Source organism: Mycolicibacterium sp. ND9-15, from assembly GCF_035918395.1.
Taxonomy (GTDB): domain Bacteria; phylum Actinomycetota; class Actinomycetes; order Mycobacteriales; family Mycobacteriaceae; genus Mycobacterium.
This window is the reverse complement of sequence record NZ_CP142362.1, coordinates 3,917,512-3,931,091: the sequence shown is the minus strand read 5'-3', so window position 1 is coordinate 3,931,091 and position 13,580 is coordinate 3,917,512. Positions and strand designations below refer to the sequence as shown.

At 66.6% G+C, this 13,580-nt stretch carries 16 protein-coding genes and 1 tRNA gene; 6 read left to right on the top strand and 11 right to left on the bottom strand.

Annotated elements, in window-relative coordinates; all coding sequences use genetic code 11:
- Both lysA and argS read right to left on the bottom strand, forming a co-directional pair.
- A complete protein-coding gene (gene lysA, locus QGN32_RS18760; protein ID WP_326545796.1) occupies window positions 1-1,419 on the bottom strand; it encodes a diaminopimelate decarboxylase in 1,419 nt (472 codons plus the stop codon).
- On the bottom strand, window positions 1,416-3,068 hold the full coding sequence (gene argS / locus QGN32_RS18755; protein WP_326545795.1) for an arginine--tRNA ligase: 1,653 nt from the start codon (window positions 3,066-3,068) through the stop codon (window positions 1,416-1,418). The genes lysA and argS overlap by 4 nt, the downstream gene beginning before the upstream one ends.
- Window positions 3,069-3,167: 99 nt before the next feature.
- Between argS and QGN32_RS18750 the strand changes: the two genes are divergently transcribed.
- Window positions 3,168-3,243: transfer RNA gene (locus tag QGN32_RS18750), tRNA-Arg, on the top strand.
- A gap of 183 nt (window positions 3,244-3,426) precedes the next feature.
- Here QGN32_RS18750 and QGN32_RS18745 read toward each other — a convergent pair.
- The gene (locus QGN32_RS18745; protein WP_326545794.1) at window positions 3,427-3,894 is read right to left on the bottom strand and encodes an ArsI/CadI family heavy metal resistance metalloenzyme; all 468 of its coding nucleotides are present in this window, start codon (window positions 3,892-3,894) and stop codon (window positions 3,427-3,429) included.
- Window positions 3,895-3,991: 97 nt separating this feature from the next.
- On the opposite strand from QGN32_RS18745, the gene QGN32_RS18740 reads away from it, so the two are divergent.
- Both QGN32_RS18740 and QGN32_RS18735 read left to right on the top strand, forming a co-directional pair.
- Entirely contained in the window at window positions 3,992-4,351 is a 360-nt protein-coding gene (locus QGN32_RS18740; RefSeq protein ID WP_326545793.1) for an Rv2640c family ArsR-like transcriptional regulator, read from the top strand.
- Between the two features lie 125 nt (window positions 4,352-4,476).
- Entirely contained in the window at window positions 4,477-4,788 is a 312-nt protein-coding gene (locus tag QGN32_RS18735) for a hypothetical protein (protein ID WP_326545792.1), read from the top strand.
- A gap of 46 nt (window positions 4,789-4,834) precedes the next feature.
- Here QGN32_RS18735 and QGN32_RS18730 read toward each other — a convergent pair whose 3' ends face one another.
- Complete coding sequence (locus QGN32_RS18730; protein WP_326545791.1) at window positions 4,835-5,725, bottom strand: SDR family NAD(P)-dependent oxidoreductase; 891 nt, start codon at window positions 5,723-5,725, stop codon at window positions 4,835-4,837.
- Window positions 5,726-5,787: 62 nt separating this feature from the next.
- On the opposite strand from QGN32_RS18730, the gene QGN32_RS18725 reads away from it, so the two are divergent.
- A complete protein-coding gene (locus tag QGN32_RS18725; protein WP_326545790.1) occupies window positions 5,788-6,231 on the top strand; it encodes a nuclear transport factor 2 family protein in 444 nt (147 codons plus the stop codon).
- A 9-nt stretch (window positions 6,232-6,240) separates the two neighbouring features.
- Here QGN32_RS18725 and QGN32_RS18720 read toward each other — a convergent pair whose 3' ends face one another.
- Together QGN32_RS18720 and QGN32_RS18715 are read right to left on the bottom strand one after the other, a co-directional pair.
- Entirely contained in the window at window positions 6,241-6,480 is a 240-nt protein-coding gene (locus QGN32_RS18720) for a hypothetical protein (protein ID WP_326545789.1), read from the bottom strand.
- 133 nt (window positions 6,481-6,613) lie between these two features.
- Window positions 6,614-7,498, bottom strand: coding sequence for an LLM class flavin-dependent oxidoreductase (locus tag QGN32_RS18715; protein ID WP_326549147.1), 885 nt, complete (start codon window positions 7,496-7,498; stop codon window positions 6,614-6,616).
- A gap of 48 nt (window positions 7,499-7,546) precedes the next feature.
- On the opposite strand from QGN32_RS18715, the gene QGN32_RS18710 reads away from it, so the two are divergent.
- Complete coding sequence (locus QGN32_RS18710; RefSeq protein WP_326545788.1) at window positions 7,547-7,960, top strand: VOC family protein; 414 nt, start codon at window positions 7,547-7,549, stop codon at window positions 7,958-7,960.
- Window positions 7,961-7,962: 2 nt separating this feature from the next.
- Here the strand turns inward: QGN32_RS18710 and QGN32_RS18705 are convergent, their stop codons facing one another.
- Window positions 7,963-8,976 (bottom strand): nitronate monooxygenase, encoded by a 1,014-nt coding sequence (locus tag QGN32_RS18705; RefSeq protein WP_326545787.1) that lies wholly within the window; start codon window positions 8,974-8,976, stop codon window positions 7,963-7,965.
- Window positions 8,977-9,030: 54 nt separating this feature from the next.
- Here QGN32_RS18705 and QGN32_RS18700 point away from each other — a divergent pair, with 54 nt between their 5' ends.
- Window positions 9,031-9,423 (top strand): VOC family protein, encoded by a 393-nt coding sequence (locus tag QGN32_RS18700; RefSeq protein WP_326545786.1) that lies wholly within the window; start codon window positions 9,031-9,033, stop codon window positions 9,421-9,423.
- Between the two features lie 9 nt (window positions 9,424-9,432).
- Here QGN32_RS18700 and QGN32_RS18695 read toward each other — a convergent pair whose 3' ends face one another.
- Genes QGN32_RS18695 through cysD form a run of 4 tightly spaced genes read right to left on the bottom strand, consistent with a single transcriptional unit; the run spans window position 9,433 to window position 13,455 of the window.
- Complete coding sequence (locus QGN32_RS18695; protein WP_326545785.1) at window positions 9,433-9,909, bottom strand: Rrf2 family transcriptional regulator; 477 nt, start codon at window positions 9,907-9,909, stop codon at window positions 9,433-9,435.
- An 8-nt stretch (window positions 9,910-9,917) separates the two neighbouring features.
- Window positions 9,918-10,649 (bottom strand): 3'(2'),5'-bisphosphate nucleotidase CysQ, encoded by a 732-nt coding sequence (locus QGN32_RS18690; RefSeq protein ID WP_326545784.1) that lies wholly within the window; start codon window positions 10,647-10,649, stop codon window positions 9,918-9,920.
- Window positions 10,646-12,514: an adenylyl-sulfate kinase gene (cysC, locus tag QGN32_RS18685; protein WP_326545783.1), complete on the bottom strand. Its 1,869-nt coding sequence runs from the start codon at window positions 12,512-12,514 to the stop codon at window positions 10,646-10,648. Before cysC ends, QGN32_RS18690 begins: the two co-directional genes overlap by 4 nt.
- Window positions 12,514-13,455, bottom strand: a complete 942-nt coding sequence (cysD, locus tag QGN32_RS18680; protein WP_326545782.1) for a sulfate adenylyltransferase subunit CysD — start codon at window positions 13,453-13,455, stop codon at window positions 12,514-12,516. The genes cysC and cysD overlap by 1 nt, the downstream gene beginning before the upstream one ends.
- Between the last annotated feature and the right edge of the window lie 125 nt (window positions 13,456-13,580).

Genomic DNA, 13,580 nt, shown 5'->3' with positions numbered 1-13,580 from the left:
CTACCTCACTTCCAGACTCAGCAGATCGTCGACCGTCTCCCGGCGCAAGATCAGGCGGGCCCGCGCATCGCGCACGGCCACCACGGCGGGTCGGCCAATCATGTTGTAACGGCTCGACATCGAATAGCAGTAGGCGCCGGTAGCCGCGACTCCCAACAGATCGCCAGGCTCGACGTCATCGGGCAGCCAGGTGTCTCGTACGACGATGTCGCCGCTCTCACAATGCTTGCCGACGATGCGAGCGAGCACCGGCGCGGCATCGGTCACCCTCGAGATCAGTCGCACGTCGTACTCCGCGCCGTAGAGCGATGTCCGGATGTTGTCGCTCATTCCCCCGTCCACGCTGACGTAGCGGCGGCTCGAGGTCTGGCTCACGGCAACGTCCTTGACGGTGCCGACCTGATAGAGAGTGATCGTACCGGGACCCGCAATGGCCCGACCCGGTTCGACCACCAGCCGCGGCGTGGGTAGGCCGACGGCGGCCGACTCGTCGCGCACGATCGCGCTGAGCTTGGCCGCCAGCTCGGCGACGGGAGGCGGATCGTCCTGCGGCAGATACGAGATGCCAAGGCCACCGCCCAGGTCGACGATGGACATCTGGGACGTCTTCTCGAGACCGAACTCGGCGACCACGTCGCGCAGGAGACCGATCACGCGGTGTGCGGCGAGTTCGAAACCCGCGACGTCGAAGATCTGTGATCCGATGTGGCTGTGCAGGCCCACCAGGCGCAGGTGGTCAGCTTCGAACACCCGGCGGACGGCATCCATCGCGGCACCGCTGGCCAGTGAGAGCCCGAACTTCTGGTCTTCATGCGCGGTCGAGATGAATTCGTGGGTGTGGGCTTCGACCCCGACGGTGACACGGACCAAGACGTCCTGCACCACTCCGGCTGCACCGGCGATCGCGTCAAGCCGCTCGATCTCGGTCACCGAGTCGACCACCACGTGCTCGATACCCGCCTTGACCGCGGCCGTCAACTCGTCGACGGATTTGTTGTTGCCGTGCAACGCGATCCGCTCAGCGGGGAAGCCACCGCGCAGGGCCACGGCCAGCTCACCGCCGCTGGCCACATCGAGCGAGAGGCCCTCTTCGGCGATCCAACGGGCCACCTCGGCGCACAGGAACGCCTTGGCGGCATAGTGCACGTTCTCGCCGCCGCCGAACGCGGCTGCGATCTCGCGGCAGCGCGACCGGAAATCGTCTTCGTCGACCACGAAAGTCGGCGTGCCGAACTGCGCGGCGATGTCGGTGACCGGCACGCCGCCGATCGACACCACCCCTCGCTCGTCACGAAGTGTGTTGCGCGGCCAAACATTCGGCGCCAATAGGAGGGTCTCTGCCGGTGACTGCGGACGCGGCGGAGCAGCACCGTGGTGTAGCTCCTCGGCATGCCGGGGGCCAGCGGGATGGGCGATCACATGCGCTCCGGAGCGCTGACACCCAGGATGCCCAGGCCGTTCGCGATCACCTGCCGGGTCGCCTGACACAGTGCCAGGCGGGCGCTGTGCAGTTCGTTCGGCGTCTCGTCGCCTTGAGGCAGCACGCGGCACGAATCGTAGAACCGGTGGTAGTCACCGGCCAGATCTTCGAGGTAACGTGAGATGCGATGCGGTTCCCTTAGTGCCGCAGCGGTTTTGAGCACACGAGGGAACTCGCCGAGGTTGCGGACCAGCGTGCCTTCCTTGTCGTGATCCAACAACCGCAGGTTCTCGGTGCTGGGCGCGACGCTAAGTTCGGCGGCGTTGCGGGCCAGAGCGGACAGCCGAGCGTGCGCGTATTGCACGTAGTAGACCGGGTTTTCGTTCGATGCCGATGACCAGAGTTCAAGGTCGATGTCGATCGCGCTGTCAACCGATGACCGGATCAGCGAGTATCGTGCGGCGTCGACGCCGATGGCCTCGACCAGGTCGTCGAGCGTAATCACCGTGCCGGCCCGCTTGCTCATCCGGACCGGCTGACCGTCGCGCACCAAGTTGACCATTTGGCCGATGAGCACCTCCACCGTGGCGGGGTCCTCGCCCAGCGCGGCCGCCACGGCCTTGAGCCGGGCGATGTAGCCGTGGTGGTCGGCACCGAGCATGTAGATGCACAGGTCAAAGCCGCGCTTGCGCTTGTCGAGGTAGTAGGCGATGTCCGCGGCGATGTAGGCGGGGGCGCCGTCGCTCTTGATGACGACGCGGTCTTTGTCGTCGCCATAGTCGGTGGTGCGCAACCAGACTGCGCCGTCTTCTTCGTAAATGCTGCCCGCCTCGCGGAGCCTGGCGATGGCTTGTTCGACACGTCCGGAGGTGTGCATCGACTCTTCGTGGGTGTACACGTCGAAGTCGGTGCCGAAGTCGTGCAGAGACTCTTTGATGTGGGCGAACATCAGGTCGACGCCGATGGCGCGAAACGTCTCGCGCATCACGTCCTCGGGGAGGCTCAGCGCATCGGGCTCCTTGGCAAGCACCTGCGCGGCGATGTCCTTGACATAATCACCTGCGTAACCGTCGTCGGGGGTCGCGTCGCCCTTGGCGGCGGCGATCAGCGAATTGGTGAACCGGTCGATCTGCGCGCCGTGGTCATTGAAGTAGTACTCGCGGGTGACCGCGGCGCCCTGAGTGAACAGCAGACGGCCCAGCGCGTCGCCGACCGCGGCCCACCGGGTGCCGCCGATGTGGATCGGCCCGGTGGGGTTGGCGGAGACGAACTCGAGGTTGATGTTCTGCCCGGCGAGGGCCTCCGAGTGGCCGTAGGTTGCGCCGGCCGCCAAGACCTCGATGAGGATGACGTTCTGTGCCGACGCCTCGATACGCAGGTTGACGAAGCCCGGACCGGCGACGTCCGCAGCGGCGATGCCGGCTGTGTCGGCCAGCGCCGCCGCCAGCCAGCCGGCCAGTTCCCGCGGGTTGGCGCCGACCTTCTTCGCGACCTGAAGCGCCAGGTTGGTGGCGTAGTCCCCGTGCTCAGGGTTGCGCGGGCGTTCGACGGTGACCGTCTGCGGCAGCGCGGACGTGTCGAGGCCATGCTCGGCAAGCACCGCGGTGGCGGTGGTCTTGAGCAAGTCAGCCAGATCGGCGGGGGTCACGAGGGTCCATCCTAGGGTCTGCGGTGGTCAGCCCCGAATCCGTTTCCGGGGACCGACATGCGTTAGGCTGTGCAGGCCCATCGGCGCCGCTTCTCGTGCGCCCCCGTAGCTCAGGGGATAGAGCGTCTGCCTCCGGAGCAGAAGGCCGCAGGTTCGAATCCTGCCGGGGGCACCAGGCTCGGGTCCGCCTCTCACCAGCCAGTATGTGGTCAGCGACCTATGCGGCCGCGGCTCGGGTGACCCACGCGTCGCGATAATGTCGCTAAGGGGTCGATTGCACGCAAGTGCTGCATGGGATCAACCGGTTAGAGGGCAAGTGTGCTATCGAACCCGCGTTCCCTAGTCGACCGCTTCTCGGCTAACAGCAAGAGTTCGCCGCTTCGCCGTCTCGCGCTGTCGCGCCGCAGCAGAGTTCGTCTTCGGCTTCGGGGTCGCGCCGCTGCGGGCCGTTGCCGAAAGTCTCGGAGTCAGCCAGCACGGTGTAGACCTCCCATTTTTCGCCGGCCGGGCCGCTGACCCATACCTTGTCTTGTTTGGCGAAGCAGCAGGTCGTGCCGATCTCCTCGGCGGTGAAAAGTCCTTCCCCCGCAAGCCGCGCGATCTCGGCGTGGACCGTCTCGCTGGATTCGACTTCCACCCCGAGGTGGTTGATGCTGCCGCCTCTTCCGGGGTTTTCCAACAGCACGAGCTTGAGCGGCGGCTCGGCGATGGCGAAGTTGGCGTAACCCTCTTTGAGTTTGGCAGGCTCCGTGTTGAACAGCTTGGAGTAGAACGTGACGGCCTTGTCGAGGTTGTCGACGTTGAGGGCCAGTTGGACGCGGGACACGATGACCTCCATACCTGTGTGAGATATATCGAACTACGACGAACCGATGATGCCTCACCTTTTTGATATATGTCAAGATTGCTGGCACCATCGAGCCATGCCCAAGACACTGCCCATCGTCGACATGTCCGCTCCGGTGTGCTGTGAGCCGGTCGCAGCCGGCCCGCTCGATGACGACGCCGCGCTGGGTATCGCGCTGCGCCTCAAGGCGCTGGCCGATCCGATGCGCGTCAAACTGGTGTCGCTGCTGTTCAGCTCAGCCGAGGGTGAAGTGTGCAGCGGCGATCTCGCGGCGGATGTCGCACTGTCGGAATCGACCGTGAGCCATCATCTTTCGCAACTCCGTAAGGCTGGCCTGGTGAAATCCGAGCGGCGCGGGATGAACGTCTTCCACCGCCCAGACCGCGATGCATTGATTGCACTGTGCCGCGTACTCGATCCAAGCTGCTGCGCGTAGGGCATCCAGGTATCCCCGTCGCCACGGTCATTGAAAGTGGCAAACCTCTGCTATGCGGTGCGCTGGGCTGACACTATGTGCAGCAAGCGTCTCGGGGGCGCGGGTGCACCACGGGGAGGACTCGAATGTCTGCGATCGGCACCGCTGTCCGGGCCCTCGTCATCGGGACCGTCGCTACGAGCGCAGTCCTGGGCGTGCCGATCGCGAGCGCCGATCCGGGCGATGTCGGCGTCTGCGCCCGCAAGAACGGCCAGCCGTTCTACATTCCACCCCAGGGCTATATGCCGCAGCCAGGGGAAGTCATCACCGGTCCGGTCACCGCAGGTCCGTGCCAGGATGCGCCGTCGTCGTCTCCCCCAGATGTCCCTTCTCTACCGGACCTTCCCGGAAAGTCGACGTCGACGACCCCGACGTCTCCGCCGCCGCCGCCTGCGTAGGCGCGACGGCCGGACGTGGACGTCGCAAACTGCGCCCCGCCGCTGACTACACCGGCAGTTTCGTACCGGTTTCCTTCTCAGCGAACTCCCAGAGTTTCTTGGCGTCCGCGTAATCGCACGCCACGGCCGCGCGGCCGCTCAGGGTCGGCGCGCCCTTCAGCCCGTACCTGCTGTCGACTCCGACATAACTGCCCGGGGGAATCGGCTCGGTGATGCAGTACAGCGTCGGCGCGGCGCCCGCCTCGAGGTCGTTGGCGAGCACGCCGGCCGCCGCTTTGACCACCGAGTGGAACGCCGCCATCACCGGCTTGTCGGAGATGTTGGACAGGTTCGACGCCACCCAACCCGGATGGGTCAGGAAGCTGGTGATCGGCGAGCCGGCCTCGCGTAATCGGCGGTCGAGTTCGAGGCCCCACAGCATCACCGCCAGCTTCGATCGCCCGTACGCCGGGAACGCCTTCCACTTGGTCGAGCGCAGGTGCGGATCGTCGAAGTTCAGCGTCGCCGACTTGTGCGCATCTGAGCCGACATTGACGATCTTCGACCGCACCCGGTCGAACAGCAGGTTGGTCAGCGCGAAGGGCCCCAGAAAATTGGTGCCGAGCGTGATTTCGAAGCCGTCCACGGTCTCGCGTCGGTGCTGGGCGACCAGGCCCGCGTTGTTGATGAGGATGTCGACATCGCCCTCGACAAGGTCAGGAAACGCCCGCACCGACGACTGGTCGGCGAGGTCGAGTTCGACCACGCAGGTATCGCCACCCATCTCCGCCGCACGTTGCGCGCCGAGTTCGAGGTTGCGGACCGCGAGGATCACGTGGGCCCCCGCACCCGCGAGCGCCCGCGCGGTCGCGAGGCCGACGCCGTTGGTCGCACCGGTGACGATGATCCGCTTACCGCTCAGATTGCCGAGCCGGCTCGGCGACCAGTTCGTAGCCACGCTCCGAGGCTAGCGATGCGCCCACGTTGACATGACACATCGGTGCTGGTTGTCTACCGCCGATGAGCGACGCCGCCCGTGAGATCGAGAACCTCGTCTACACCTATGCCGAGCGGATCGACGCCGGCGACCTTGACGGCGTCGCGGCGCTCTTCGCGCAAGGCCGGATCCACGCCGTCGAAAACGGCCCACCCGACACGGTGTTCGAGGGGGCGACTCGGGCCCGACAGATGTTCGAGATGGCGGTGCGCCTCTACGCCGACGGCACACCCAAGACCAGGCACTTCACCACCAATGTGAAGGTGCACGTCGACGACGAGGCCGGAACCGCACGCAGCAGCGCTTACTACTGCGTCACGCAGGCCACACCCGACCTGCCGCTGCAGGTCATTGTGACCGGCCGCTACCGCGACACCTTCCACCGCATCGACGGCCGCTGGTGGTTCGACACCCGCACCATGTTCGTCGACCAAGTCGGCGACACCAGCCACCACCTCAAGTTATAGAGGTGCCCGCTACCTCCACCACTTCCAGGGCTTGTCCCAGTGGCCCGGTGGCGGGACGCCAGGGATGTGGGCGATATGCCCCGGCGGCGGGACACCAGGAATGTGGGCGATATGCCCCGGTGACGGCGGATCCCACCACCAATGGTCGTCGGCGACCGCTTGACTTGCGCCAAGTCCAACTGACGTAAACCCGAGCGCACCGACCATCACGGATCCGGCTGCGATCTTCTTCAGTGTTGTCATCGTCATCGTGAATCCTTTCGGCTGTCTGCCCCGCCGCTGCACAGGACGCTTGACGCTTTGGTCCAACGCGACAGGGCGCTCACGACTTCCCCGACAGTCCCATCGTGCCACCCTTGTGGGTTCGTCGGCCACCGCACCTCTACGGAGTGAACTCCTTCACGACCTCGGCGGCCCTGCGCACCTGGTCGATGTCCGAACTTGTTGGGATCAGGTGTATCTCGTCGGTGCCGATGTCCTCAAACCGGTGCAAGACGTCGAGCAGCTCCTGTTCACTGCCCGCCCAGCCGGTCGTGGGTGCCATCGCGTCGACGACGTCGGCGGGTATCCAGTTCATGTAGCGCCGCAGATGCCGATGCACCTGCACGCGTGGTTCGTCGCCCTCGCCGATCGCGAACCAGAACGAGGTGGCGAGGTGCGGCGCGGGCTTACCCGCCTGCGCCCACGCGGTGCGGGCGACGTCGAACAGTTCGTTCTGTCGGTCGGCGTCGAGATCGAGCGTCGTGCCGGCCACTCCGTCCGCCCATCCGGCGGCGCTGCGAATCGTCTTCGGACCGATGGTCCCGACCAGCAACATCGGCCCCCCGGTCTGCACAGGCGCCGGACCCACCGGGAGGACGGACTCGGTGACCTTCTCGCCTGCCCATACTCGTCGCATCACCGCGACGCGCTCGGCCATACCTCTGATGGTCTGCGTGGCCGGGTCCGCGGCGACCGCACGGTAGTCCTCTTCTCTGCCGCCGACGCCGAGGCCGACGGTCAACCGCCCTCCGCAGAGCATGTCGCCGGTGGCCAGCGCCTTGGCCAGCATCACCGGATCGTGTAGTTGCGGGACCACGACCGTCGTCACCAACCGAACCCGGTCGGTCCACGCGGCGAGTCCGCCGAGCAGCGTGAGCGAGTCCGGGTTGCCGAAGGCGATGCGCTCACCCCAGCACAGTGAGGAGAACGGCCCGTCGTCGATCATCCGCGCCCATGCCTTGAGCGTGTCCGCATCAAGGTGGGCTTCCATGACCGGCATCGTCATCCCGATTCGCACGACGGCGATTCTGGCACGGCTGGCAACATGAGGGCCATGGCGATCACCACTACGTCCATCGGACACATCCGTCTGACCGTCACCGATATCGAGCGGTCGCGGGCGTTCTACGAAGCCGTGTTCGGTTGGCGCGTCCTCATCGAGCTACCCGAGGGCGCCGATGCGGCCACCCGCGAAGCGCTGAGCTTCCTGTTCGGCGGCGTGATCTACGACCTCGGCGGCACGCTGGTGGGTTTGCGGCCCGCGGCCACCGACCGCTTCGACGAGAATCGAACCGGTCTCGACCATGTCGCGTTCCGCCTGCCAAGCAAGGACCAACTCGATTCGGCCGCAAGACATCTCGACAATCTCGGTGTCGCCCGCGAACCCATCAAGGACATCGGTCCGTCCTACATCCTCGAGTTCCGCGACCCTGACAACATCGCGCTGGAGTTGACCGCTCCGAAGTGAGGTCAGGCAAGGGTGTGCATGATGTCGGCGACCGAACCCGTCCTTGCCTCGCGGAAACCGGTGCCTGCCCACACGTTCACCCCTTGCGGATCGCCCGCGCGGACGGCTGCCGCTCGCAGCGGGCTGGTCAGATAGTGCACCTCGGGGTATCCGAACGGCGCCTCGGCGTCGTGCTCGTCGATGAACCGATTGTGCAGACCGCGCGCGTAGCGACCGGAAAACGCCTTCGTCACAGCGGTTTCGGTGAACGCCTCGTCTTGCAGCGCCGCGCGGTGCACGGCACTGCTGCCTGCTTCGTCGGCGAGCAAGAAGGCCGTACCGAGTTGCGCGGCCACCGCGCCCGCTCTGCGGACTCGGGCGACATCCTCGGCGGTCATCAGGCCCCCGGCGGCGACGACGGGCACGTCGACGGATGCGATCAACGACGCCAGCAGGGTGTCCAACGGGACGTCCGACGGCAGCGCGGCCGGATCGAAGGTGCCGCGGTGCCCACCCGCCGCCGGGCCCTGCGCGGCCACGGTATCCACACCACGCGCGACCGCCTGCTGCGCTTCTGCCACCGTGGTCACGGTGGCGACCGTGGCGATACCGGCCGCCCGCAGCCGCTGTATTTCCACTGCGGTCGGCAGACCGAAGGTGAATGATGCCACCGCCGGCTTGAGGTCGAGCAGGACGTCGAGCTTGCCGGCCCAGCCGTCGTCGTCGAAACGGGGTTCGCCGAGCGTGATGCCGTACCGCTGTGCGTCGCGGGACAGCGTGTCGGCGTAACGCGCAATCGCGTCGGGAACGGCCGCACTGGGCTGCGGGACAAACAGGTTGGCGCCCACCGGGCCGGATGTCAGCCGCTGCGCCGCGCCGAGGCGCTCTGCGAACACCTCGACGGCGAGATAGCCGGCCGGCACGAAGCCGAGGCCTCCCGCGCTGGCGCCGGCGGCGGCCAGTTGCGGTGTCGACGGCCCGCCCGCCATCGGCGCCACCACGACCGGATATTCGAGATCCCCGAAGTCGAACGTCACCCCTACATCGTGGACGTTGTCGGCGTGCCGCCGACAGTGGTTGACTGAATCGGTATGGCCATCACGTTCAACCACACCATCGTTGCCGCGAAGGACCGCGAGGAGTCGGCGAGGTTCTTCACCGAGTTGTTCGGGCTGCCGCCGGCCGAAGAGTTCGGTCACTTCCTGGCCGTTGCGCTCGCGCACGACGCCAGCCTCGATTACGCGCAGGTCGGTCCGGATGAGGAGATCCGCCCGCAGCACTACGCATTCCTGGTCTCCGAGGACGAGTTCTCCCAGATTTACGGACGCATTCAGGAGCGCGGCCTGCCGCACTGGGCCGATCCCCGGCGTTCGCGCCCGGGCGAGATCAACCACAACGACGGCGGTCGCGGTGTCTATTTCCAGGATCCGGCGGGTCACTACCTCGAGATCATCACTCGGCCCTACGGGTCCGGCACTGACTGACGCGCGACGTTAGCCGAGCGAGTGCCCGCGCTTGGACTCCTGATCGCGGTAGTCGTCGGCGAGCTTGCGGACATGCCGGGGCAACGCGTCAGCGGCCACGTCGGCAACGCTCGTCTGCTCGAGCACCGACCGCATGCTCGCCCGCAGCGCACGCCAGACGTCGGTCAGCGGCGTCGTCGGCCCCGTGTACGGCAGGTCCCCGAGGCCCATGTCCCTGACACTGGCCAACGGGCCGTCCATGCAGCGCAGCACATCGGCGATGCTGATGTCCTTCGCAGGGCGCGACAGCTCGTAGCCGCCCTCGCGGCCGCGATGGCTGCGGACGAGGCGGTCGGTGCGCAGCGCGGACAGGATGTCGACGAGAAACTGCGGCGGGATGCCCTGCGCCTTGGCCAGGTCGTCGGTGGTGACGAGGACCCCCTCGCCGGCGGCGGCCAGTTGCACCATCGCGCGGACGGCGTACTCCGCTTTGGCCGACATGCGCATGAGACCAGTCAATCACGCGTGACCGCAAGCACCGCTTCGGCGAACTGGGGTCGGCACACCACCAGGTCTGGCAGTAGCGGGTCGGACCGGTTGTAGAGCAGCGGGGAGCCGTCAATGCGCGAGGTGTACAAACCGGCAGCGCGCGCGACCGCGACCGGCGCCGCCGAGTCCCACTCGTATTGACCGCCCGCATGCACGTACACATCCGAGCGCCCCTGCACGACAGAGGCGACTTTCGCTCCGGCCGAACCCATCTCGACCAACGTGCCGCCCAAGGCGTCGCGCACCGCCAGCGCGACGGCCGGTGGACGCGTCCGCGACACCACGATCCGCGGCGTGTCGGGAGCCGCGGGCGGTGACTCGACCGTCGGCGTGGCCAGCGTTATGCCCTGTGCCGGAAGGGCGACCGCACCGGCCACCAGCTCCCCGGCCTCCCAGAGTGCGACGTGCACGGCCCAGTCGTCGCGGCCGAGTTCGGAGAACTCGCGGGTGCCGTCGAGGGGATCGACGATCCAGACGCGTGCGGCGGTCAGCCGGGCCGGGTCGTCGGCGCCCTCCTCCGAGAGGACGGCGTCGCCCGGCCGCTCGGCCGCCAGCTCTTCTGTTAAGAAGTCGTGAGAGCGCTTGTCCCCCGCCGCTTTCCGCTCCGGCCCAGAGGCATCGGCCAACTCGGCGCGAACGTCGAGCAGGAGCTTCCCGGCCGCCGTGGCGAGATGCGCCGCGAGGTCGTGATCGCTCACCTGTGTCCTTCCAGCAGGTCGATCACCATGTCGGCCAACTCCTCGGGGTCGCGATCGGGCGTCAGACGCAGATCCGGGCTCTTCGGCCGCTGATAGGGGCTGTCGATGCCGGTGAAGTGCGTGATCTCGCCCGCGCGGGCCTTGGCGTACAGGCCCTTCGGATCGCGTCGTTCGCAGTCCTCCAGCGGGGTGTCGCAAAACACCTCGAAGAAGTCCAGCCCCGCTTCGGTGGTGACCTGTCGCGCCAGCGCTCGGTGCTCTTCGAGCGGGCTGATCGCCGGCACCAGCACCACCTGCCCGGAGTCGGCGAGGATCGCCGCGACGTGGGCCAGTCGGCGCTGATTCTCGGCGCGGTCGGCCATCGAGAAACCGAGGTCGGCGTTGAGGCCGTGCCGCAGGTTGTCGCCGTCGAGAACATAAGCGGGAACGCCCTTCTCGATCAGCTTGTGCTCGACCAGCATCGCCACCGACGACTTGCCCGAGCCGGACAGACCCGTGAACCACACGGTCCTGCCCTTGCTCAGCCGGTCTTCGGCCTTGCACAGCGATTCGTGCCGGACGGTGTTCGGACTGGAGGTGCGGGCCGTGACCTGCGGTAGGATCATGCCCGCCGCGACCGTGCCGTTGGTGTTCGGGTCGATCAGGATGAACGAACCGGTGGCGGCGTTGCGGCTGTACTCGTCGAGCAACAGCGGCGTCTGGGTGCGCAGCGAGATGCGGCCGAGCTCGTTGAGTTTGAGCGCGGTGGCCTCCTTGTCACGGTGCAGCGTGTTGACGTCGAGGCGGTAGTCCAACGCGGTCACGCGGGCCCGCGTGGTGCGGGTGGTGTGCTTGATCAAGTAGTCGCGGCCCGGTTCCAGAGCGGACCCGTCGGCCATCCAGCAGACGGTTCCGTCGAATTCCTGTGTCACTCTCGGCTGGTTGTTCGGCCGCGCGATCAAGTCGCCGCGAGAGATGTCGATGTCGTCGGACAGGCTGATGGCCACGGCCATCGGAGGGAAGGCCTCATCGACCGGGCCGCCGGGTCCCTCGATCGCCGCGATCCGTGAGGTGATACCAGCGGGCAACACGACGACGTCGTCACCGACCCGCATCACACCACCGGCGACAGTGCCGGCGTAACTGCGGTGGTCGTGGTGCTCCAGGGATTGCGGGCGAATCACGTATTGGACGGGGAACCGTACGTCGACGAGGTTGCGGTCGCCGGCGACGTAGACCTCTTCGAGGTGGCTCAGCAGCGGCGGACCCTCGTACCACGGGCTGTTGTCCGATTTGGTGACGACGTTGTCGCCGTTCAGCGCCGACAGCGGAATCGTCGTCACGTCGTGAATGTCCAGGCGCGCGACGAAATCGTGGAAGTCGTCGCGGATTTTCTCGAACCGGTCTCTGTCCCAGCCGATCAGGTCCATCTTGTTCACCGCGAGCACGATGTGCCGGATGCCGAGCAGCGACGCGAGGAACGCGTGGCGGCGGGACTGCTCGAGCAGACCGTGGCGGGCGTCGACCAGGACGATCGCCAACTGCGCGGTGGACGTGCCGGTCACCATGTTGCGGGTGTACTGAATGTGGCCGGGCGTGTCGGCGATGATGAACTTGCGCTTGGGCGTTGCGAAGTATCGGTAGGCGACGTCGATCGTGATGCCCTGCTCGCGTTCCGCGCGCAAGCCGTCGGTCACCAGCGCCAGATCGGTGTAGTCGTGGCCGCGTTCCTTGGAAGTGCGCTCCACCGAGGCCAATTGGTCTTCCATGACGGCCTTGGAATCGAAGAGCAGGCGACCGATGAGCGTGGACTTGCCGTCGTCGACCGATCCCGCGGTCGCGATCCGGAGTAGTGTCGCCGCGGGCCGCGCAGTGGTGCGAGTCATCAGAAGTACCCCTCACGCTTGCGGTCTTCCATGCCGGCCTCGGAGATGCGGTCGTCGGCGCGGGTGGCACCACGCTCGGTGAGCCGCGACACCGCGGTCTCGGCGATCACCGCGGAAACCGTTGCGGCGTGGGACTCCACGCAGCCGGTGCAGGTGACGTCGCCGACAGTGCGGAACCGCACGGTCTTCTCGACGATCTCTTCGTCTCTGCGCGGCTGCAGGTGGCGGTGGACGGCCAGCAGCATTCCGTCGCGCTCGAACACCTTGCGGCGGTGTGCGTAGTAGATCGACGGCAGCTTGATCTTCTCGGCGCCGATGTAGGACCAGATGTCGAACTCGGTCCAGTTCGACAGCGGGAACACGCGGATGTGCTCGCCTTTGTGGTGCCGGCCGTTGTACAGGTTCCACAGCTCGGGCCGTTGCGCCTTCGGGTCCCACTGGCCGAACTCGTCGCGGAACGAGAACACCCGCTCCTTGGCTCGCGCCTTCTCCTCGTCGCGGCGGGCGCCCCCGAACGCGGCGTCGAACTTGTTCTCGCGGATCGCGCGCAGCAACGTGACGGTCTGGATGGGGTTGCGCGACGGGATCGTCTCGACCACGCGTCCGGCGTCGATGTCGTCCTGCACCTTCGCGACGACCAGCCGCACACCGAACTCCTCGACGAGTTCGTCGCGGGTCTGCAGGACCTCGTCGAAGTTGTGGCCGGTGTCGACGTGCATGACCGGGAACGGCAGCCGGCCCGGCCGAAAGGCCTTCAGCGCGAGATGCAGCATGACGATCGAGTCCTTGCCGCCGGAGAACAGCAGCACAGGCCGCTCGAATTCCGCGGCCACCTCCCGGATGATGTGGATGGCCTCGGCCTCCAACGATCGCAGATGGCTGAGCTCGTAGCGACCGGCGTTCAGTTGCTCTGTGTGTTCGGCCTGCTCGGTGACGGTCATCGTATCCTCGCAAAGTTGGTAGAAATGACCATATTTACGATCATTACCCGATATTAGACACCCACGTCGCGTCGAGTGTCAACGCAGGCGTTCTTGCGCGAGAGTGCGTGTTTGCGCACGACACG

Bases quoted from the DNA above. Each gene is read 5' to 3' on its own strand.
- QGN32_RS18735 (WP_326545792.1), top strand. From the start codon at position 4,477: ATGTCTGCGATCGGCACCGCTGTCCGGGCCCTCGTCATCGGGACCGTC.
- cysC (WP_326545783.1), bottom strand. From the start codon at position 12,514: ATGACTCGCACCACTGCGCGGCCCGCGGCGACACTACTCCGGATCGCG.
- QGN32_RS18720 (WP_326545789.1), bottom strand. From the start codon at position 6,480: ATGACGATGACAACACTGAAGAAGATCGCAGCCGGATCCGTGATGGTC.
- QGN32_RS18715 (WP_326549147.1), bottom strand. From the start codon at position 7,498: ATGACGATGCCGGTCATGGAAGCCCACCTTGATGCGGACACGCTCAAG.
- QGN32_RS18740 (WP_326545793.1), top strand. From the start codon at position 3,992: ATGCCCAAGACACTGCCCATCGTCGACATGTCCGCTCCGGTGTGCTGT.
- QGN32_RS18695 (WP_326545785.1), bottom strand. From the start codon at position 9,909: ATGCGCATGTCGGCCAAAGCGGAGTACGCCGTCCGCGCGATGGTGCAA.
- cysD (WP_326545782.1), bottom strand. From the start codon at position 13,455: ATGACCGTCACCGAGCAGGCCGAACACACAGAGCAACTGAACGCCGGT.
- QGN32_RS18700 (WP_326545786.1), top strand. From the start codon at position 9,031: ATGGCCATCACGTTCAACCACACCATCGTTGCCGCGAAGGACCGCGAG.
- QGN32_RS18710 (WP_326545788.1), top strand. From the start codon at position 7,547: ATGGCGATCACCACTACGTCCATCGGACACATCCGTCTGACCGTCACC.
- QGN32_RS18725 (WP_326545790.1), top strand. From the start codon at position 5,788: ATGAGCGACGCCGCCCGTGAGATCGAGAACCTCGTCTACACCTATGCC.